A 20,515-nucleotide genomic window follows, 5' to 3' on the forward strand; every position below is an offset into this window, starting at 1 on the left:
TACGTGTTGTAAATGAGCATTTGAGGCTGTTTTCAACGCTGTATTGCCAACGCAGGTAGTTTTTTCAACGGCCTGTTAGTGGTGGCCTGGCCCGCCCCGGCCAGTGCCTGACGAAATGCCAGGTAATGTTCCAGCACCCGCGGCGCAGCCTCGAGCTGCGGGTAATGGCCGATCCCGTCCAGCAGCACGCAGTCGGGCTCGGCCAGCAGTTCGCGGTAACGCCGCACCATGTGCGCCCCGGAGATCGGATCGGCCGCACCATCGATGACCCGCAGCGGCACACCGGCCTGCTGCATGGCCGTCACCCAGCGCTGGCGGTGCAGCCGTCGCTCGGGCATGTAGCCCATCAGCCGGTGCATCACCCGAGTGCCGTCGTTATGCGCGATCAGCGTCCAGAACGCCTCCAGCTCGGCTGGACTGGGCGGCGTGTGCGGCCCGAATATGCGGGTGAGGTTCTGCGCCAGCGCGGCAGGCGAAAACAGCCGGCCGAGCAGCGGCCCCAGCGGACCGAGCAAGAGCTTCTGCATAAGCAGCGGGCGATGGGTTTCCGGAAACAGGCCGCCATTGAGGAACACGCAGCTGGCCAGGCGGGCCGTTCCTTGCTGATGCCGCGCCAGCAACTCCTGGGCCACGCTGTCACCGTAGTCGTGGGCCAGCACATGCACGGGCTGATCGACCGCCAGCTGCGCCAGCAACGCCTGCTGTACATCGGCCTGCTCCAGCAGGCTGTAGGCATGGCCACGCGGCTTGGCCGAGTAGCCGAAGCCGAGCATGTCGCAGGCAATCACCCGGTAACGCTGCGCCAGCGGCTGCCACAGCCGGTGCCAGTCCCAGCTGGCCGTGGGAAAGCCATGGATCAGCAACAGCGGCTCGCCCTCGCCCGCCGTCCAGTAGCGGATGCGCTGGCCGTGCCAGAGAAAATCGTGCCCCTGCGCCTGCCAGTCGGCCAGGGCGATGCCCGGCAGGCCGCTCACTGGTCGTAGCCCGGCATCTGTGCGTCGAGCTTGCGCAACAGCGCCGGCCAGGGCAGCGCACCGCCCATGCCCTGCGGGCTTTTCATCACCCCGGCGATCATCCCCGCGGCACCGTCGAGAATCGCCTGCGGGATGTGGATCAGCTCGCCACCACCACTTTGCGCCATTACCTGGATCTCACAGGCGCGCTGCAGGGTAAACATGCCGAGGAAGGCATCGGCGATGCTGGCGAAGGCGGTGAGCAGACCGTGGTTGGGCAGGATCATGAAATGCTTGTCGCCCAGGTCAGCCTGCAGGCGGGCCTTCTCCTCGTGGTGCAGCGCCACGCCTTCATAACCGTGGTAGGCCAGGCTGGCCAGCACGAACAGTGACTGCTGCGACAGCGGCAGCAAGCCCTGCTTCTGCACCGACACGGCGATACCGGCCGGCGTGTGGATGTGCAGCACGCAACCGACGTCGCTACGCGCTTCATGCACCGCGCTGTGGATGGTGTAGCCGGCCGGATTGATGTCGAACGGGCTGTCCATCAGCTTGTTGCCGGCCAGGTCGACCTTGACCAGGCTGGAGGCAGTGATTTCGTGGAACATCAGCCCGTAGGGGTTGATCAGGAAGTCCTCGGTACCAGGCACCTTGGCCGAGATGTGGGTGAAGATCAGGTCGTCCCAGCCGTACAGGGCAATCAGCCGGTAACAGGCCGCCAGGTCGATACGCGCCTGCCACTCCTCGCGGCTGACCTGATTCTTCAAGCTGGGAAACTGCAGGGATGCAGACATAATGCGCCGCCTCTTGTTGTTGTTTTCGGCGAGGATGACAGCCCGTGCCTCAGCCGCGCAAGGCACCCGCCAGCTGATCCAGCCAGGGCTCGGCGTCCAGCTCCGGGGTCACCGTTTCGCTGGCATCCAGACGCAGCATCGGCAATACCTCGCGCAGGCCAATGTCGGCATACAACTCACGCACCTGCTCGCCGGCGGCACAGAAGCTGTCGCCATAACTGGAATCCCCCAGCGCTAGTACCGCCGCCGGCAGGCCGTACCAGGCCGGTGGCTGATCGCGCAGGCTGGCATACAGCGCCTGCAGATTGTCCGGCAGCTCGCCCATGCCCGTGGTAGCGGTCACCACCAGCAAGGCCTGCGGGGCAAAGGCCTCCAGCTCGGCGCGCTGCACACGCGGCTGGTGCCAGGCCTCGAAGCCTGCCGCCTGCAGGCGCGCCTGTGCGTGGCGAGCCACTTCCTCGGCCGTGCCGTAGACCGTTCCCGAGACAATCGCTACTTTCATGAAGACTCCGTCATACTTGGAAATGCGCAGGATTATGCCGCAAAGTGCGGCGTTATCTTAGAATGCCGCCAACCTGAACCGGGAAGTCCCTTCGATGATCAACGCCAAGCTGCTGCAACTGGTAATCAACGCCTCCAACGATGGCATCGTGGTCGCCGAGCAAGAGGGCGAAGACAACATCCTGATCTACGCCAACCCAGCGTTCGAGCGCCTGACCGGCTACAGCGTCGACGACATCCTCTACCAGGATTGCCGTTTCCTGCAGGCTGGCGACCGCCAGCAACCTGCCCTGCAAGCCATTCGCGAAGCGGTTCGTGAACATCGCCCGTGCCGGCAGATCATCCGCAACTACCGCAAGGACGGCACACCGTTCTGGAATGAATTGTCGATCACCCCGGTGGTCAACGAAGCCGACCAGCTGACCTACTACATCGGCATCCAGAAAGACGTCACCGACGAAGTCGAGGCGCTGGAGCGCGTGCGCCAACTGGAAGCCCAGGTGGCCGAACTGCAGGCGGAGCTGGCCCGTTGCAAGGGCTGAGCAAAAAAACACCCGCTGCGTCGGGCAACGCAGCGGGTGAAAGATGAAGGGGGATCAACCCCTTCCCACTGGCATAAAAAGATCCGACAGCCAAAAGGGGATGTGGTAGCTGCCGGATTGCGCAGTCGTTACACGGCGAACTCTTCCTCACTGAAGGCCATCAGCGTGGCCTTGCCCGCCAGAACTTCGGCCAGCAGGCTGTCGGTTTCGGTCAGCACGCGCGCCATGTAGAAGTCCGCCGACTTGAGCTTGGCACCGTAGAACGCCGTCTCGCTGCTACCGGCGGCCAGCTTCTGCTGGGCCACCAGCGCCATACGCGACCACAGCCAGGCCAGGGTAGTCAGGGCAAACAGGCGCAGGTACGGCACCGACGCAGCACCGGCCTGCTCGGGGTCCTTCATGCCTTCGCTGGCAATCCACAAGGTGGCCTGCTGCAGCTGCTTGAGCGCCTTGCCCACCGCGGCAGCGTGCGGCGCTGCGGGATTGGCTTTCAGCCAGCCTTCGACCAGGGCGAAGAAGCCGCGTACGGCACGCCCACCGCCCAGGCCCAGCTTGCGACCGACCAGGTCCAGCGCCTGGATGCCGTTGGTGCCTTCGTAGATGCGGGTGATGCGGCAGTCACGCACCAACTGCTCGATGCCCCAGTCCTCGGTGAAGCCGGAGCCGCCGAGCACCTGCAGGCCCTCGTTGGCGCAGGCGAAGCCCTCGTCGGTGAGGAAAGCCTTGACCACCGGGGTGAGCAACTGCACCAGATCATCGGCCTGCTGGCGTACGTCGGCGTCCTCGTGATCGTGGGCGACATCCAGGTGCAGGCCGGTGAAGTAGGCCAGCGCACGGCAGCCCTCGATCAGCACTTTCTGGCGCAGCAACATGCGCCGCACGTCAGGGTGCACCAGAATCGGGTCGGCCGGCTTGTCGGCGGCCTTCGGGCCGGATAGCGAGCGGCTCTGCAGGCGTTCCTTGGCGAAGCCGAGGCTGATCTGGTAAGCGCTCTCGGCAATACCCAGCCCCTGCATGCCGACCATCAGGCGCGCCGAGTTCATCATGGTGAACATGCACTTGAGGCCCTTGTTCGGCTCGCCGATCAGCCAGCCCTTGGCGCCTTCAAAGTTCATCACGCAGGTGGCCGAACCCTTGATACCCATCTTGTGCTCCAGGCCGCCGCAGAAAGCCGGGTTGCGTGAGCCGTCCTCGAGGAACTTGGGCACCAGGAACAGTGAGATGCCTTTAACGCTGTCCGGCGCATCGGGCAGCTTGGCCAGTACCAGGTGGATGATGTTGTCGACCAGATCCTGCTCGCCGCCGGTGATCCAGATCTTGGTGCCGCTGATCGCATAGCTGCCGTCCGCCTGCGGCGTGGCGCGGGTGCGGATCAGCCCCAGGTCAGTACCGCACTGCGGCTCGGTCAGGCACATGGTGCCGGTCCACTCACCGCTGATCAGCTTGGGCAGGTACTGCTCCTGCTGCTCGCGGGTGCCGTGCTGGGTCAGCGCATTGATCGCACCATGGGTCAGACCCGGGTACATGCCCAGCGACAGGTTCGAGGAGCAGACCATCTCCTCGACCATCATGTTCAGCACATGCGGCAAGCCCTGGCCGCCGAACTCCGGGGCACAGGCCAGCGCGGTCCAGCCACCTTCGGCGAATTGCTTGTAGGCGGCCTTGAAACCGTCCGGGGTCTTCACGGTCTTGCTCACCGGGTCATAGTGACAACCCTGCTTGTCACCGGAACCGTTGACCGGCGCCAGGACGTTTTCCGCCAGCTTGGCGGCTTCTTCCAGAATGGCGCCACCGAGATCGTTTCCGAACTCGCGCTGCGTGGGCAGCGACTGCAGGGTGGCATAGGCGTCGAGCAGTTCGTCGAAGACAAACTGCATATCACGAAGCGGGGCGCGATAAGCGGGCATGCGGCATTCCTCAAAGCTGTACAGGAAAAATATCTGTACAGCTTTTGTATAGCCATTTGCAGCTTTAGGCAAGAATTTTTTGTACAGGCCGTACAGGTTATGCCGTACGCGGCATGACTCCGCACAGCCGCAATCCGCCAGAGCTGGCTGACAGCAGCCCGGCACATCTCAGCAGATCAGGGAAAACGCAGGGTGTGTCAGGTGTCCAGCTGACCCGCCAGGAAACGCTGCAAGCGGCGCGACATTAGTCCCGGAGCATTGCCCAGACAGGCCACTGGCGTACCGCTGAGCGCTTCGCCACCCAGCTCGGCGGCCTCGCCGGCCAGCGCCAGCGGACAACCCAGGCCCAGCGCCAGACGCTGCAACTGGCGGGGCAGTTCGGCACTCGGCGCATGGTTGGAAAACAGCACCAACGCCTGCGGCTGCAATTTCTCGCAGACCAGCGCCAGCTCATCCAGTGGCTGCCCCAGCGCCAGCACACTCACCGCCCATTCATTGCTGCCCAGCAGGAGCCCGGCCACCCACAACTCCAGCTCATGGCAATGCCCGGGAATCGCCACCAGCAATACCCGCTCCTGTGCCGGATTACGCGCCAGTTGCAGGCGCTGCAGTACCCGCGCGCGCAGAAAACTGTCGAGGAACAGCCACTCGCTGGTCTGGCCGAACTGCTCGCGGCGCAGCAACAGGTCCTGCCAGATCGGCAGGAAGATATCGGCAAACACCACGGCCAACGGATAGGTGGCGAACACCTGGCCGTACAGGCGTTCCAGCTGCAACTCATCAAAACGCGACAAGGCCAGGCGGATCTGTGTCTGCCACTCGCCCCACTCGCCCTCGGCCAAGGCCTGATAAGGCTCGACGACTGGCGCCTTGGCTGCCTCGTTCTTGGCGAGAATCTTGCCCACCTTGCTGACCGCCACGCCCCGCTCGATCCACGCGAGGATGCTGCGTACCGCCTCGATATCCGCCTGCGAGTAAAGACGATGACCGCTGTCGGTGCGGGTCGGCTGAATCAGCCCATAACGACGCTCCCAGGCCCGCAGGGTCACCGGATTGACGCCGGTCAGGCGCGACACTTCACGAATCGGAAACAACTCTTCCTGCTTGAAGGCAGCGGCAAGCGTGGGAGTACCGGCGATGTCGTTCATAGCGTGGCCAGGCAGGTCAGAGAAAGGCCGGCATTGTACCCCAGGGGCAAGCCGGCATACATTGTACCTAGGTTATACAACTCGCAGATTCAGCATAAGCCGCCTCACATCACCCTGGAGCACTCATGCACTGGCCCCTGACCCTTTATTACGATGGCGCCTGCCCCCTCTGCGCCCGGGAAATCGCCGTACTGCGCCGACGCTGTAGTGTCGAGCGCCTCGTGCTGGTCGATATCAGCCTGGCAGACTTCGACCCGCAGCAGGCCGCCACACCACCACTCGCCGTGTTGCAGGCGCGCCTGCATGCCCGGGATGCCGCCGGCCACTGGTATATCGGCCTGCAGGCCACCGCCGCCAGCTGGCAGGCCGCCGGACTGCGACGGAGCGCCTGGCTGTTGCAGCGCCGCTGGCTGCAACCCGTATTACAACCACTGTATGTCGCGTTCTGCCGACTTCGCCCACATCTCGGCCGCCTGCCCCACCCGCAAGGCGCCAGTCGCTGCACGGAGGAAACCTGCACAACGCAGAGCAGCGACCACGCAAAAACACCGACAAGAGCTGTACATAAAGACCATTTCGTACAATAAAAAACCTACGTGACGCATATTACCAACCAGTAAAAATTGTTTTTAATCAACTGCATAGCACTAAAAACTAGCAGCAAGCCATCCCCACACAATACTCATGGTTGTACAAACAAGAGCAGTGGTATAAGTTTCTTAGTACGTTCAGACGGCCAAACGCAGCTCAGGTCAGGTTATGCGCGCGGTCGCTGAACGCCCACTTTCTTGTCGAGGCCCCCATGAGCCCAGCGCAGCTCCCCATCCTGATCACCGGCGCCAGCCAGCGCATCGGCCTGCATTGCGCACGCCGCCTGCTCGATGAAGGCCATCCGCTGATCATCAGCTATCGCACCCTGCGCCCGGCAGTCAATGAACTGGCCGAGCGCGGCGCCTGCGTATTGCAGGCCGACTTCAGCGACAGCACCGGCATAGTCGATTTCATTGCCCGCCTGCGCCAGGCCTGCCAGGGATTGCGCGCCATCGTGCACAATGCCTCGACCTGGCAGGCCGATCCGTCCAGCGAGCAAGCCGCCGCCTTCACCCGGCTGTTCAACGTACACATGCTGGCGCCCTACCTGATCAACCTGCACTGCACCGACCTGCTGCAGCACGGCGGCCCCGCCGACATCGTGCACATCAGCGACGACGTAGCACGCAAGGGCAGTGCCCAGCGCATTGCCTACTGCGCCAGCAAAGCCGGGCTGGACAGCCTGACCCTGTCGTTTGCCGCGCGCTTGGCGCCGCAGGTCAAGGTCAATGGCATTGCCCCGGCGCTGATTCAGTTCAACGAGGGCGATGATCCCGACTATCGCGCCCGCACCCTGGCCAAGTCGGCCCTGGGCATCGAACCGGGTGCCGAGGTGATCTACCAAAGCCTGCGTTACCTGCTGGACAACCCGTACCTCACCGGCACCACACTCACCGTCAACGGCGGCCGCCACCTCAAGTGAGGCGGCCTGCGAGGATTTTTCCATGAGCCAAGAACTGTCCACCCATTACCAGCACATCCTCGTCGGCCTGGGCGAGAACCCGCAGCGCGAAGGCCTGCTGGATACCCCCAAGCGTGCCGCCAAGGCCATGCAGTACCTGTGCAACGGCTATCACAAGAGTCTCGACGAGGTGGTCAACGGCGCACTGTTCGAGTCGGACAACGATGAGATGGTGATTGTTCGCGATATCGAGCTGTACTCACTGTGCGAGCACCACCTGCTGCCGTTCATCGGCAAGGCACACGTTGCCTATATCCCCACCGGCAAGGTGCTGGGACTGTCCAAGGTGGCACGCATCGTCGATATGTTCGCCCGCCGCCTGCAGATCCAGGAAAACCTCACCAAGCAGATCGCCGACGCCATCCAGCAGGTCACCCAGGCCGCCGGCGTCGCCGTGGTCGTCGAGGCCCAGCACATGTGCATGATGATGCGCGGTGTGGAAAAGCAGAATTCGGTAATGACGTCCTCGGTGATGCTCGGTGCCTTCCGCGAGTCGTGCAATACCCGCCACGAATTCCTCACGCTGATCGGACGGAGCAAGTAAATGCCGAGACTGGAACCGGGCATGGCGCGCATCCGCGTCAAGGATCTGCGCTTGCGCACCTATATAGGCATCAAGGAAGAGGAAATCCTCAACCGCCAGGATGTGCTGATCAACCTGACCATCCTCTACCCCGCGCAACAGGCGGTAGCGGATAACGTGATCGAGCAGGCACTCAACTACCGCACGATCACCAAGGCGGTGATCGCCCACGTGGAAGGCCATCGCTTTGCCCTGCTGGAGCGCCTGACCCAGGAAATCCTCGACCTGGTCATGACTCATCCGGCGGTGCGCTATGCCGAAGTGGAAGTCGACAAGCCGCATGCCCTGCGCTTTGCCGAATCGGTATCCATCACCCTCGCCGCACATCGCGACTGACCGTCCATTTGCTCCCGCGCCGGCCGGCTGGCATGCTCGCCGGCCGGCGCGACCTATACTATCGCGCCTACCCTGTCGCCTTTTCCGGGAGCCCTGCGCATGACCGCACTCGAGCACTTTCGTGCCCAATTACACAGTGGCCAGCATCTGTTCAGCCAAACCCTGGCGTTCATTGCCGAACACTATGACTACCAGCCTGCCGCCTTCCGCAACGGCACACTGGACAATCCAGCCGGGCAGAATGAAGGCTCCTGCAAGTTGCTCGGCCTGGCCCTGCTCGAAGGGTTGAGCCTGGAAGAAACCCTGCAGGCCTTTGGTGAGCATTACCGCCAGGTGCTGGGTCACCCGGAGGGCAAGGATCACGGCAATATCCGCGCCCTGATGGATACCGGCCTGGCCGGCGTCAGCTTCAGCAGCCTGCCGCTGCAGCGCAAGACCCCCTGAGCCACAGCCCATTTACCAGGCATGCAGGTGTGTCTGGCCATAGTCGCGCAGGGCAGCCGTCAAGCCATCCAGCAAAGCGCCGCCCTGCCGCCAGTAATGCCAGTACAGCGGCACATCAATGAACTGCCCGGGCAGCAACTCGACCAGTTCGCCACCTGCCAGCAACTCACGCACCTGTAGCTCAGGCACCAGCCCCCAACCCAGCCCGGCCAGGGCCAGCTGCACAAAACCCTCCGAAGAGGGACACAGGTGGTGGTTGAAATGCCCATGCACACCGAGCGCGGCCAGATAGCGGTGCTGTAGCTGGTCATCCGGGCCGAATACAATGGCCGGCACCTGCGCCAGCCGGGTGCGCTGCACACCATCGGCAAAATACCGGGCCATGAACGCCGGACTGGCCAGAGCCAGGTAACGCATGCTTCCCAAGGCCAGGCTGCGCGCGCCCGCCACGGGACGCTCTGCTGCGCACAGGCAGGCCGCCACCTCGCCGGCGCGCATACGCTTGAGTCCTACCTGCTGGTCTTCGACCACCAACTCCAACAGTACCTGTTGCTGCGCACAGAAGTCGGCCACCGCCGGCGCCCACCAGGTGGCCAGGCTGTCGGCATTCAAGGCGATGCGCAAACGCTCGGGCTGCTGACTGTCTGCCAGCGCCGGCACCACCCGACGCAGGTCGCGCTCCAGCCAGCGCACCTGCTGGACATGGTTAAGCAGACGCCTGCCCAACGGGGTAGCCTGCGGCGGCGTACTGCGTTGCAACACCGGCTGGCCAACCCGCGCCTCCAGCAGCTTGATGCGCTGCGATACCGCCGACTGCGACAACCCCAGGACCTGAGCGGCTCGTTCGAACCCGCCCTGCTCCACCACTGCAGCCAGGGCTAGCAGCAACTTGTAGTCAAACACATCATTTTTCCTAATGAATCATCAGCATGATTTGTTTTCCTTATACAAGCAGCACCCCCAGACTGACCAGCACCTTCTCGCCCCCTGGAACTTTCAAGACATGTGGCAAAGCTATAGCAACGGCCTGCTGGTGGCCTTCGGCCTGATCATGGCGATCGGCGCACAAAACGCCTTCGTACTCGCCCAGAGCCTGCGTCGCGAGCACCACCTGCCGGTGGCCGCACTGTGCGTACTGTTCGATGCCCTGCTGATGTCTGCCGGCGTGTTCGGCCTGGCCAGCCTGATCAGCCAAAGTCCCTGGCTGCTCTCGATCACTCGCTGGGGGGGTGTGCTGTTCCTGCTGGTCTACGGCATCCTGGCCCTGCAACGCGCGCTACGCCCGCAAGGCCTGGACCCTTCCAGCGCCGCCCCCCGTTCGCGCCGCGCAGTGCTGCTCGCCGCCCTCGCCGTGACGCTGCTCAACCCACACGTCTACCTGGATACCGTGTTGCTGATCGGCAGCCTGGGCGCGCAGCAAGCCGTTCCCGGCGCATACGCCGCCGGCGCGGCCAGTGCTTCGGCCTTGTGGTTCTTCGGTATCGCGCTGGGCGCCGCCTGGCTGGCTCCCTGGCTGGCACGCCCCGCCACCTGGCGTATTCTCGAGATACTGGTAGCCGGCATGATGTTCAGCGTGGCCTGGCAGCTGATCCACTGGTAACGACCGCGCCAGGTCACCAGGCAAGGCTTTACCCCTACGCTTGGCGCGTGGATATGCAACGGAGCGGGTGCTACCATCGCTCCCCGCGATTACCCATACCGGATGCGGTAACCGCGCCAACGGCCGCTATAGAACGGCCCCAGCGCTTGTCGCACCCCCGCCTTGACCTGATAGGAGACACACCATGGCTTTCGAATTGCCGCCGCTGCCGTACGAGAAGAACGCCCTCGAGCCGCACCTGTCCGCCGAGACCCTGGAATTCCACCACGGCAAGCACCACAACGCCTACGTGGTAAACCTGAACAACCTGGTGCCGGGCACCGAGTTCGAAGGCAAGAGCCTGGAAGAAATCATCAAGACTTCCAGCGGTGGCGTGTTCAACAACGCTGCACAGATCTGGAACCACACTTTCTACTGGAACTGCCTGTCGCCGAACGGCGGTGGTCAGCCGACTGGCGCCCTGGCCGACGCGATCAACGCAGCTTTCGGCTCCTTCGACAAGTTTAAGGAAGAATTCAGCAAGGTCTCCATCGGCACCTTCGGCTCCGGCTGGGGCTGGCTGGTGAAGAAGGCCGACGGCTCCCTGGCCCTGGCCAGCACCATCGGTGCCGGCTGCCCGCTGACCAGCGGTGACACCCCGCTGCTGACCTGCGACGTGTGGGAGCACGCCTACTACATCGACTACCGCAACCTGCGTCCGAAGTACGTCGAGGCCTTCTGGAACCTGGTCAACTGGGATTTCGTGGCGGCCAACTACGCTGCGTAATGCCCACCGGGTTGCGCGCCGCGCACCCCGCAATCCGCCCCACACAACCCGGCCGCGTGCCGGGTTGTGCTTTTATCGCCCTCTGCGCATCGCAGTGACGGCTAAAAAACCAGTAAATTTTACCCCAGGCCCTTTGACGCCTGCCGGCACTTTGCCAATACTCAAGGCCAACCTCCCTTGCCTGTCGTACAAGGACCCGCCTTTTGAAGCTGGATCTCAAGCACAGCCTGTCGCTGAAACTGCTGCGCGTGGTACTGCTGGCCGCGCTACTGGTCGGCGTAGTGCTAAGTTGCGCACAGATCATCTTCGACGTGTACAAGACCCGCCAGGCGGTTGCCAATGATGCCCATCGTATTCTCGGCATGTTCCGCGACCCCTCCACACAGGCGGTCTACAGCCTGGACCGGGAAATGGGCATGCAAGTCATCGAGGGACTGTTCCAGCACGAATCGGTGCGTTTTGCCGCCATCGGCCACCCCAACGAACCCATGCTCGCCGAGCGGGCGCGCCCCTTGCTGGATGCCTCCTACCGCGTACTGACCGATCCCTTGCTGGGCAAGGAGCAGACCTTCACCACGCAACTGGTTGGCAAAGGCCCCTACAGCGAATACTACGGCGACCTCAGCATCACCCTGGATACCGCCCCTTACGGCGAGCAGTTCGTCACCAACTCGGTCATCATCTTCGTCTCCGGTGTGCTGCGCGCACTGGCCATGAGCCTGGTGCTGTATCTGGTCTACCACTGGCTGCTGACCCGCCCGCTGTCACGGATCATCGATCACCTGTCCAACATCAACCCGGATCGTCCCAGCGAACACAAGCTGCCCATGCTCAAGGGCAACGAACGCAACGAACTGGGCCTGTGGATCAACACCGCCAATCAGCTGCTTGCCTCCATCGAACGCAATACCCACCTGCGCCACCAGGCAGAAAGCAGCCTGCTGCGCATGGCGCAGTACGACTTCCTCACCGGCCTGCCCAACCGCCAGCAACTGCAGCAACAGCTTGACCAGATACTCGCCGATGCCGGCCGCCTGCAACGCCGTGTCGCCGTGCTCTGTGTCGGTCTGGACGACTTCAAGGGCATCAATGAACAGTTCAGCTACCAGACCGGCGACCAACTGCTGCTGGCCCTGGCTGACCGCCTGCGCGGGCACAGTGGCCGACTGGGCGCCCTGGCGCGCCTGGGTGGTGACCAGTTCGCCCTGATCCAGGCGGATATCGAACAGCCTTACGAAGCGGCCGAACTGGCACAACTGGTCCTCGATGACCTGGAAGAACCGTTCAGCCTCGGCGACCAGCAGGTTCGTCTGCGCGCCACCATCGGTATCACCCTGTTCCCCGAGGACGGCGAGAACACCGAGAAACTGCTGCAGAAAGCCGAGCAGACCATGACCCTGGCCAAGAGCCGCTCGCGCAATCGCTACCAGTTCTATATCGCCAGCGTCGACAGCGAAATGCGCCGGCGCCGCGAGCTGGAGAAAGACCTGCGCGATGCCCTGGCGCAGAACCAGTTGCATCTGGTCTACCAGCCACAGATCGACTACCGCGACATGCGCGTGGTAGGGGTCGAAGCCCTGCTGCGCTGGCAGCATCCGCAACACGGCTTTGTCGCCCCGGACCTGTTCATCCCCCTGGCCGAGCAGAACGGCAGCATCATTGCCATTGGCGAGTGGGTGCTCGACCAGAGCTGCCGGCAACTGCGCGAATGGCACGACATGGGTTTCAGCGACCTGCGCATGGCCGTCAACCTGTCGACCGTGCAGCTGCACCATGCCGAGCTGCCACGCATGGTCAACAACCTGCTGCAGGCTTACCGTCTGCCACCGCGCAGCCTGGAGCTGGAAGTCACCGAGACCGGTCTGATGGAAGACATCGGCACCGCGGCTCAGCACCTGCTAAGCCTGCGCCGCTGCGGAGCACTGATTGCCATTGATGACTTCGGCACCGGCTACTCGTCGCTCAGCTACCTGAAAAGCTTGCCGCTGGACAAAATCAAGATCGACAAGAGTTTCGTACAGGACGTGCTGGACGACGACGACGATGCCACCATCGTCCGCGCCATCATCCAACTGGCCCGCAGCCTGGGCATGCAGGTGATTGCCGAAGGCGTGGAAACCCGCGAACAGGAGTCGTACATCATTGCCGAGGGATGTAACGAAGGGCAGGGCTACCTGTACAGCAAACCACTGGCTGCCCGCGACCTGACCCTCTACCTCAAACAAAGTCGCGAGCAGTCCGGCCATCCGGCCGCTTCACAAGTCTGAGGTCTACCAGAGGCGCTGCCACAGCCAGTGGCTGGCCGCCGCCCCCGCCAGGCACAGCAGCGCACCGCCCAGCGCCTGCCAGTAGAACTTGCGCAGCAACTCATCCTCTCCCGCACAGGACAAAATGTACGGCAGCCCTTCAGCGGGCTTGCTCAACACCTGCTGCAGCGGCGCCTGTACGGCACGCTGCTGTTCTTCCTGAGCTTCCAGGCGGGCCGCCAGTTGCACACGCTGCCACTCCTGAGCATCCAGCTGACCATCGCGGTTACGGTCGAAACGTCGCAACAGGTCGGGGTAATCGGCCTTCCACTGGCGGATCAGTTCCGCCTGCCGGCGTTGCTCGTTATTGGCCTGCCGGCCGCCGCCCTGAGTTTGCAGCCAACCGATGGCATACAGTGGCTGCCCCGCATGCAGGCGTTCTTCCGTGTAACGATAGCGCTTGCCGAAACTCAGCAAAGCCCTGAAGCCACTCGGCGCCTCACCCAGTGGATGGCGCAGGCTGCCTTCCCACACCTGGCGGGTAGCCGGGCGCACCTCAGCCCCCAGCGGGTCGATCAGGCACTGGCCACTGCCATCGTCGAGCAACAGCCAGGCGTCGCTGGTAGCGCTCTCGACAACCTGCCAGCGACTGTTCTTGCCTGCCCGCCGGTACTCCTCGATACGATAACGCCACCACAGGCAGGCCTGGCGTGTCAGCGGGGCCTGCTGCGGCATCCCCTGTTCATGCAACACCCCGCACAGCTCGACAAAGCCCTGGGCGGCCGAGCGAATCTTCGAGGTCGGTGTATCACGCAGGTGATGCGCCTGCGACAAACGCCACATGCACCACCAGGCCCCACCGACCAGCGCCACCAGGCTGAATGCCAGGGCGACCCAGCGACCGTCGTACATATCAGCTGAACAACTGCTTGAGGTCCACGTCAGCCTTCTCGGCTTCGCTAAAACGCAGCAGCTCGGCAGCCTGGAAAGCAAACAGGCGCGCCAGCACGACATCGGGGAACTGTTCGATGCGCACGTTATTCAGGTTGACTGCCTCGTTATACAGCTCGCGGCGATCGGCAATGCCACTTTCCAGACCACTGATGCGCTGCTGCAGATGCTGGAAGCTTTCGTTGGCCTTGAGCTGCGGGTAATTCTCGGCCAGTGCGAACAACTGCCCAAGCCCCGCCCGCAAACCGGTTTCGGCCGCGCCCAGGGCAGCCACGTCATGCCGGTCACGCGCCTGGGCTACGGCATTACGCGCCTGGATTACCTGTTCCAGGGTGCTGCGCTCATGCTGCATGTACTGCTTGCAGGCCTCCACCAGTTTGGGTAGCTCTTCATGACGCTGGCGCAACAACACGTCGATATTCGCCCAGGCCTTGCTCACGCCATGCTTCAAACGCACCAGCGCGTTGTACACCAGCACGGCATAGCCCCCCAGCAGCAACACACCGACCAGCAGGATTACGGCAGTCATCGACATTTCTACACCTCCACAATGGTTGCCGACATTCTAGGGGCTCCCGCTGCCCTTGAGTAAATCACCGTTCGCAACCTGGAGCACTCGCTCTACGCAATCACGCAGGGCACGCCTTGATTAACGACAATAAATGCTTCTCAAAAATGCAAATCTTTCGCATTATATTGCGCACAGTAAAGCCACCCTACTCATAAGGATATCCCCATGCTGCGCACTCCCCTGGCAACCGCCAGCCTGCTGGCCCTCGCCATCACCCTTGCCGGATGCGGTGAAAGCCCGGCCCCGAGCACCCAGGCCGCGCCGACCGCGAACAGCGCCAGCTCGGCGCCCTTCGAGCAAGCGGCTGCGCAAGCCGTGGTCAAGCACTACGCCGACCTGGCCCTGGCAGTGTTCAGCGATGCCCACAGCACTGCACTCGCCCTGCAGCAAGCCATCGAGACCCTGCTCGCCGAACCGAATGAAGCCAATCTGCAGGCAGCACGCAATGCCTGGCTGGCCGCGCGCACCCCGTACATGCAAAGCGAGGTATTCCGCTTCGGCAACCCGGTGGTCGACGACTGGGAGGGACAGCTCAACGCCTGGCCGCTTGACGAAGGCCTGATCGACTATGTTGCGGCCGGCTACGATCACGCCCAGGGCAATCCGGGCGCCACTGCCAACATCATCGCCAACCAGAGCATCCAGGTCGGCGAAGACAGCCTGGATGTCAGCACCCTGACCCCGCAACTGCTGGCCAGCCTGAATGAGCTGGGCGGTTCGGAAGCCAACGTGGCGACCGGATACCACGCCATCGAATTCCTCCTCTGGGGCCAGGACCTCAACGGCAGCGCAGCCGGTGCCGGCAACCGTCCGGCCAGCGACTACGCGCAGGGTGAAGCCTGCAGCGGCGGCCACTGTGAACGCCGCGCCCAATACCTGCGCGCCGCCACCGAACTGCTGGTCAGCGACCTGGCGGAAATGGTCGGCCAGTGGCAAGCCAACCAGACCGGCAACTACCGCGCCAGCCTGGAAGCCGAACCGGCAGCCAATGGCCTGCGCAAGATGCTCTTCGGCATGGGCAGCCTGTCGCTCGGCGAACTGGCAGGCGAGCGTATGAAAGTCGCGCTGGAGGCACAGTCCACCGAAGACGAGCATGACTGCTTCAGCGACAACACACACAACTCGCACTACTACAACGCCAAGGGCGTGCAGAACGTCTACCTCGGCCAGTACCAGAAAGCCGACGGCAGCCTGCTGAGTGGCCCAAGCCTGGCCAGCCTGGTCGCCAAGATCGATGCGGCCGCCGATCAGCAACTGCAGGCCGACCTGCAGGCGACCGACAAGGCCCTGCAGGCCATGGTCGACAGTGCCCAGCAAGGCCAACACTTCGATCAACTGATTGCCGCCGACAACAGCGCCGGCCAGCAGATCGTCCGCAACGCCATCGCCGCGCTGGTCAAGCAGACTGCATCCATCGAGCAGGCTGCCGCACGCCTGGGCATCAGCGACCTCAACCCGGACACCGCCGACCACAGTTTCTGATCCGTCGATAGGCCCTCACTCACCCCGCACCCGTAAGGGTTGCGGGGTGACTTGTTTCTGCTCAAGCGTGGTAACCATGAAACGCCCTGCCCTGTTGCGCCGTCCCACCTGGCTCGTGTTGGCGCTGCTCACCCCGCTGACAGCCTGCGAGCAAGCCGATCCCTTTGCCCAGGCCGAACCCGGCGAAGCCCTGTCTGGCGGCAGCACCTCGGTCAGCCAGCGCGACCACAACGCCTTTTCCCTGCCGTCGGCCAACCTGGCGCCTTCGCGACGCCTGGACTTCAGTGTCGGCAACAGCTTCTTTCGCAACCCATGGGTAATTGCCCCAGCTTCCACCACCGCTCGCGATGGCCTCGGCCCGTTGTTCAACACCAATGCCTGCCAGAACTGCCACATCAAGGACGGCCGCGGCCACCCGCCGGCCGCCAACGCCGAGCATGCCGTGTCGCTGCTGGTACGCCTGTCGATTCCGCCAGGCACTGCACAGGAACGCGCGCTGGCTGCTCGCCTGGGCGTGCTCCCCGAGCCCAACTACGGTGGCCAGCTGCAGGATGTGGCGATTCCCGGCCACGCCCCGGAAGGTCGGGTACGCCTGAGCTACAGCCAGCAGACGGTGCGCTTCGCCGACGGCTTGCAGGTTGAACTACAGCAACCCGAGCTGCAGATCGATCGCCTGGGCTACGGCCCACTGCATCCCGACACACAGTTTTCCGTGCGCATCGCCCCGCCGATGATTGGTCTGGGCCTGCTCGAAGCCATCGACGCGCGCGACATTCTTGCCAACGCCGACCCCGACGACCGTAACGGCGACGGCATCAGCGGTCGCGCCAACCAGGTCTGGGATCACGCCCGCCAGGACTATGCCTTGGGCCGCTTCGGCTGGAAGGCCGGACAGCCGACCCTCAACCAGCAAAATGCCGATGCCTTTGCCAATGATATGGGCCTGACCACCTCGCTGATTCCCCATGACAACTGCAGCCCGAGCCAACAGGCCTGTCGCCAGGCGCCGCACGGCGGCGAGCCGGAAGTCAGCGACAACATCCTCGCCAAAGTCCTCTTCTACACACGCAACCTGGCCGTCCCGCAGCGCCGTGAGCCGGGCAGCGCCGAGGTACTGGCCGGCAAGCGCCTGTTCCACCAGGTTGGCTGCGCCAGCTGCCATACCCCCAGTTTCACCACGTCTCGCGACGCCGCCGAGCCGGAGCTGGCCGCACAGCGCATCTATCCCTACAGCGACCTGTTGCTGCACGATATGGGCGAAGGCCTGGCCGACCAGCGCAGCGAGTTCCTCGCCAACGGCCGTGAGTGGCGAACCGCGCCGCTGTGGGGCATTGGTCTGACACACGCCGTCAGCGGTCACACGCGCTTCCTGCACGATGGTCGTGCGCGCAACCTGCTGGAGGCCATCCTCTGGCACGGCGGCGAGGCCCAGGCCGCCCGAGACCATGTCCTGACCTTCGATGCCAGCCAGCGTGCCGCGCTACTGGCCTTCCTCAACTCGCTGTGAGAGTCACCATGCGCCCCCTCAATCTGTTCGTGCTCTGTTCCGCGCTGGGCCTCGTCGCCTGCAGCCCCAGCGACCCACGTCAGTCCGCCAGTGCCAGTCTGGCCAACGACGTGCTGTTGCCGGCCTATCAGGCCTGGGCCAGCGCCAGCACCCAGCTGCCGGTCAGTGCTCAGGCCCTCTGCGCTACGCCTAAACCGGCGGACAGTGCACTGCCACAAGCGCGCCAGGATCTGCAAACCGCGCAGCGCTCATGGGCAGCCCTGCAGCCCCTGCAACTCGGCCCACTCAGCGAAGGCAACCGCGCCTGGCAGGTGCAGTTCTGGCCCGACAAGAAGAACCTGGTACGTCGTCAGGTGGAGAGCCTGATCGACCAGCATCCGGTACTGAGCCGCGCACAGCTGGAACGCGCCAGTGTCGTGGTACAGGGCCTGAGCGCCTACGAATACCTGCTGTTCGATAGCCAACTGGATCTCGCCCGCCCGGCTGACCGGCAGCGCTATTGCGCCCTGCTCGGCCATATCGCCGGACACCAGCAGCAACTGAGCGCGCAGATCCTCGCCGAACTGCAAGGCGAACAGGGTTTCCTCAAGCAACTGCAGCAGTTCCCCAACACACGCTTTGCCGAGGCCGACGAAGCGCTGGCTGAGCTATTACGCGCCCAGGTCAACGGCCTGGATCTGCTCAAGAAGAAACTCGGTACCGCCATCGGCAAGCTCAGCAAGGGTATCCCGCAACCTCTGCAAGCCGAGTTCTGGCGCAGCCAGGCCAGCCTCGACAGCCTGGCGGCGGCCGTACACAGCGCCGAACAACTCTGGCAAGGCCAGGCGGATCAGGGTATCGCCAGCCTGCTCGACGACACCCAGCAACCGCTGCGTCAGCGCATTGACCAGGCCTATGCCGATACCCGCCAGCAACTGGCCGCGCTCCAGCAACCGCTCGACAAGCTGCTGAGCAACGACGCCGGGCGTGCCCAACTGGATGCGCTGTATGTCAGCCTGGATCGCCTGCACCGCCTGCAGGAACGCGACCTCGCCGGCGCACTGGGCATCCAGCTGGGCTTTAACGCCCACGATGGAGACTGAAACGTGCAACGCCGTACACTCCTCGGACTGGCCGCTGGCGGCATGGCCCTGGGCGGCCTGGCCAGCTGGCAATGGCTAGGTGGTCAGGCACCGCTGCTGTTGTCAGCCCGCGACGACAGCCAAGGTCGCCATTACGCCGTTGGCTATCGCCAGGACGGGCGCTGCCAATTCGCCACGCCGGTTGCCGAACGCTGTCATGACATCGCCGTGCATCCGCACTTGCCCCTGGCGCTGTTCGTCGGTCGCCGCCCCAGCCGCGCCAGCTACCTGATCGACACGCGCGACGGTCGTCTGCTGCAAACCCTGCACAGCGCCGCCGAGCGACACTTCCAGGGCCATGCGGTGTTCCATGGCGCGGGTGAGTGGCTGTACAGCTGCGAGAATGACACCGCCCAACCCGGCCGCGGGGTGATCGGCTGCTACCGGCTCGCCGAGGGTCGCCTGCAACGTGTTGGCGAGCACAGCAGCCATGGCGTGGGGCCACATCAGTTGCTCTGGCAAAACGACGGCGAAACCCTGGTGATCGCCAACGGCGGTATCCGCACCGAAGCCGACAGTCGCCAGGCAATGAACCTCGACGCCATGGATGCCAGCCTGGTGTTGCTGCAGCGTGACGGCCAACTGCTCTCCCATGAGCGCCTGGCCGATCAGCAAAACAGCATTCGCCACCTCGCCGTGGCCAGCGACGGCACCATCGTCTGCGGCCAACAGTTCATGGGCGCCGCAGAGCAGGCCGTGCCCTTGCTCGCAATCAAACGCCCCGGCCAGGCATTGCGTGCCTTCTCCCTGGGCGAAGCACAACGCCAGTTGATGAACCAGTACACCGCCAGCCTGGCCATCCACGATGAGCTGCGCCTGCTTGCCGTCACCGCCCCGCGCGGCGGACACTGTCTGCTCTGGGACCTGGACCGGGAAACGCTGCACCTGAGCCTGCCGCTGGCCGACTGTGCCGGTATCACTGCCTGCACCGAAGGCTTCCTGGTCAGCACGGGACAGGGGCGTTGCCGCCTGCTGGACTGCCGCACGCCTACCCCGCGCGTCACGCCACTGAGCTTGCCCGCGGGCCTGTGGGACAACCATTGGCGAAGCGCTTGAGCACGACCGCACAACGCGTCAAAATTACCCCGTCAAACAGCCGTCGCAGCGCGCCCCCGTGCACTGTCACAAAAACGTAACACCCTCTTTTTTGCGGACTACTACCGTTTAGCTAGTCCCGCTATCACGAGTCTCTCACCATGTTCCTGCAACGCTCCCTGCGCGCCCAACTGCTGACGCTGATCAGCGTCGGCCTCCTGTTGACCTTGCTGATCTCCCTGGGCAGTTTTCGCGCGCTGTCGACCGGCATCGACAGCTACCGGCAACTGCTCGACGGCACCCAACAGATCGCCAATCGCGTGAATGCCGCCAACCTGGAGTTCAAGACCCAGGTACAGGAATGGAAGAACGTGCTGCTGCGCGGCGCCAACAGCGACAGCCACAGCAAGCACTGGAGCAGTTTCCAGGCACAGGAAGCCAAGGTGCAGCGCCTGCTTGGCGAAGCCGAGCAACTG

At 63.7% G+C, this 20,515-nt stretch carries 21 protein-coding genes; 13 read left to right on the top strand and 8 right to left on the bottom strand.

What is annotated here, in order from left to right; translation table 11 throughout:
* Window positions 1-32 precede the first annotated feature (32 nt).
* Genes CW360_RS04800 through CW360_RS04810 form a run of 3 tightly spaced genes read right to left on the bottom strand, consistent with a single transcriptional unit; the run spans window position 33 to window position 2,249 of the window.
* Window positions 33-974, bottom strand: coding sequence for an alpha/beta fold hydrolase (locus tag CW360_RS04800; protein ID WP_101192918.1), 942 nt, complete (start codon window positions 972-974; stop codon window positions 33-35).
* Window positions 971-1,747 (bottom strand): class II aldolase/adducin family protein, encoded by a 777-nt coding sequence (locus tag CW360_RS04805; protein WP_101192919.1) that lies wholly within the window; start codon window positions 1,745-1,747, stop codon window positions 971-973. Before CW360_RS04805 ends, CW360_RS04800 begins: the two co-directional genes overlap by 4 nt.
* 49 nt (window positions 1,748-1,796) lie before the next feature.
* The gene (locus CW360_RS04810; RefSeq protein WP_093985068.1) at window positions 1,797-2,249 is read right to left on the bottom strand and encodes a flavodoxin; all 453 of its coding nucleotides are present in this window, start codon (window positions 2,247-2,249) and stop codon (window positions 1,797-1,799) included.
* A gap of 94 nt (window positions 2,250-2,343) precedes the next feature.
* On the opposite strand from CW360_RS04810, the gene CW360_RS04815 reads away from it, so the two are divergent.
* Entirely contained in the window at window positions 2,344-2,790 is a 447-nt protein-coding gene (locus tag CW360_RS04815) for a PAS domain-containing protein (RefSeq protein ID WP_093985069.1), read from the top strand.
* Between the two features lie 128 nt (window positions 2,791-2,918).
* On the opposite strand, the gene CW360_RS04820 is transcribed toward CW360_RS04815, so the two are convergent.
* Both CW360_RS04820 and CW360_RS04825 read right to left on the bottom strand, forming a co-directional pair.
* The gene (locus tag CW360_RS04820) at window positions 2,919-4,697 is read right to left on the bottom strand and encodes an acyl-CoA dehydrogenase C-terminal domain-containing protein (protein WP_101192920.1); all 1,779 of its coding nucleotides are present in this window, start codon (window positions 4,695-4,697) and stop codon (window positions 2,919-2,921) included.
* A 197-nt stretch (window positions 4,698-4,894) separates the two neighbouring features.
* A complete protein-coding gene (locus CW360_RS04825) occupies window positions 4,895-5,845 on the bottom strand; it encodes a MerR family transcriptional regulator (RefSeq protein ID WP_093985071.1) in 951 nt (316 codons plus the stop codon).
* Window positions 5,846-5,970: 125 nt separating this feature from the next.
* On the opposite strand from CW360_RS04825, the gene CW360_RS04830 reads away from it, so the two are divergent.
* The 5 genes from CW360_RS04830 to CW360_RS04850 all read left to right on the top strand — a co-directional run bounded on the left by CW360_RS04830 (window position 5,971) and on the right by CW360_RS04850 (window position 8,760).
* Window positions 5,971-6,432, top strand: a complete 462-nt coding sequence (locus CW360_RS04830; protein WP_101192921.1) for a thiol-disulfide oxidoreductase DCC family protein — start codon at window positions 5,971-5,973, stop codon at window positions 6,430-6,432.
* Window positions 6,433-6,647: 215 nt separating this feature from the next.
* Window positions 6,648-7,358: a dihydromonapterin reductase gene (gene folM, locus CW360_RS04835; RefSeq protein ID WP_101192922.1), complete on the top strand. Its 711-nt coding sequence runs from the start codon at window positions 6,648-6,650 to the stop codon at window positions 7,356-7,358.
* A 22-nt stretch (window positions 7,359-7,380) separates the two neighbouring features.
* A complete protein-coding gene (folE, locus tag CW360_RS04840) occupies window positions 7,381-7,941 on the top strand; it encodes a GTP cyclohydrolase I FolE (RefSeq protein ID WP_093985074.1) in 561 nt (186 codons plus the stop codon).
* On the top strand, window positions 7,942-8,316 hold the full coding sequence (gene folX, locus CW360_RS04845) for a dihydroneopterin triphosphate 2'-epimerase (RefSeq protein WP_101192923.1): 375 nt from the start codon (window positions 7,942-7,944) through the stop codon (window positions 8,314-8,316).
* A gap of 99 nt (window positions 8,317-8,415) precedes the next feature.
* Entirely contained in the window at window positions 8,416-8,760 is a 345-nt protein-coding gene (locus CW360_RS04850; protein WP_093985076.1) for a HopJ type III effector protein, read from the top strand.
* A gap of 12 nt (window positions 8,761-8,772) precedes the next feature.
* Here CW360_RS04850 and CW360_RS04855 read toward each other — a convergent pair whose 3' ends face one another.
* The gene (locus tag CW360_RS04855) at window positions 8,773-9,663 is read right to left on the bottom strand and encodes a LysR family transcriptional regulator ArgP (protein WP_101192924.1); all 891 of its coding nucleotides are present in this window, start codon (window positions 9,661-9,663) and stop codon (window positions 8,773-8,775) included.
* Between the two features lie 100 nt (window positions 9,664-9,763).
* Between CW360_RS04855 and CW360_RS04860 the strand changes: the two genes are divergently transcribed.
* The 3 genes from CW360_RS04860 to CW360_RS04870 all read left to right on the top strand — a co-directional run bounded on the left by CW360_RS04860 (window position 9,764) and on the right by CW360_RS04870 (window position 13,393).
* The gene (locus CW360_RS04860) at window positions 9,764-10,360 is read left to right on the top strand and encodes a LysE/ArgO family amino acid transporter (RefSeq protein WP_093985078.1); all 597 of its coding nucleotides are present in this window, start codon (window positions 9,764-9,766) and stop codon (window positions 10,358-10,360) included.
* Between the two features lie 184 nt (window positions 10,361-10,544).
* Window positions 10,545-11,126 (top strand): superoxide dismutase, encoded by a 582-nt coding sequence (locus tag CW360_RS04865; RefSeq protein WP_093985079.1) that lies wholly within the window; start codon window positions 10,545-10,547, stop codon window positions 11,124-11,126.
* Window positions 11,127-11,329: 203 nt separating this feature from the next.
* Window positions 11,330-13,393, top strand: a complete 2,064-nt coding sequence (locus CW360_RS04870; protein ID WP_101192925.1) for a putative bifunctional diguanylate cyclase/phosphodiesterase — start codon at window positions 11,330-11,332, stop codon at window positions 13,391-13,393.
* 3 nt (window positions 13,394-13,396) lie between these two features.
* Here CW360_RS04870 and CW360_RS04875 read toward each other — a convergent pair whose 3' ends face one another.
* Together CW360_RS04875 and CW360_RS04880 are read right to left on the bottom strand one after the other, a co-directional pair.
* Window positions 13,397-14,284: a GIDE domain-containing protein gene (locus tag CW360_RS04875; protein WP_101192926.1), complete on the bottom strand. Its 888-nt coding sequence runs from the start codon at window positions 14,282-14,284 to the stop codon at window positions 13,397-13,399.
* Window position 14,285: 1 nt separating this feature from the next.
* A complete protein-coding gene (locus tag CW360_RS04880; RefSeq protein WP_093985082.1) occupies window positions 14,286-14,858 on the bottom strand; it encodes a LemA family protein in 573 nt (190 codons plus the stop codon).
* A gap of 201 nt (window positions 14,859-15,059) precedes the next feature.
* On the opposite strand from CW360_RS04880, the gene CW360_RS04885 reads away from it, so the two are divergent.
* From CW360_RS04885 to CW360_RS04900, 4 genes are all read left to right on the top strand, one after another.
* Window positions 15,060-16,376 (top strand): imelysin family protein, encoded by a 1,317-nt coding sequence (locus tag CW360_RS04885; protein WP_101192927.1) that lies wholly within the window; start codon window positions 15,060-15,062, stop codon window positions 16,374-16,376.
* Window positions 16,377-16,452: 76 nt separating this feature from the next.
* The gene (locus CW360_RS04890; RefSeq protein ID WP_101192928.1) at window positions 16,453-17,883 is read left to right on the top strand and encodes a di-heme oxidoreductase family protein; all 1,431 of its coding nucleotides are present in this window, start codon (window positions 16,453-16,455) and stop codon (window positions 17,881-17,883) included.
* A gap of 8 nt (window positions 17,884-17,891) precedes the next feature.
* Window positions 17,892-18,965, top strand: a complete 1,074-nt coding sequence (locus CW360_RS04895; protein WP_101192929.1) for an imelysin family protein — start codon at window positions 17,892-17,894, stop codon at window positions 18,963-18,965.
* 3 nt (window positions 18,966-18,968) lie between these two features.
* Window positions 18,969-20,060 carry a DUF1513 domain-containing protein gene (locus CW360_RS04900; protein WP_170307358.1) on the top strand — a complete coding sequence of 364 codons (1,092 nt, stop codon included), beginning with the start codon at window positions 18,969-18,971 and terminating at the stop codon, window positions 20,058-20,060.
* The last annotated feature ends 455 nt before the right edge of the window (window positions 20,061-20,515 follow it).

The sequence above is a fragment of the Pseudomonas fluvialis genome (genome assembly GCF_002835605.1).
GTDB classification, from domain to species: Bacteria; Pseudomonadota; Gammaproteobacteria; order Pseudomonadales; family Pseudomonadaceae; genus Aquipseudomonas; species Aquipseudomonas fluvialis.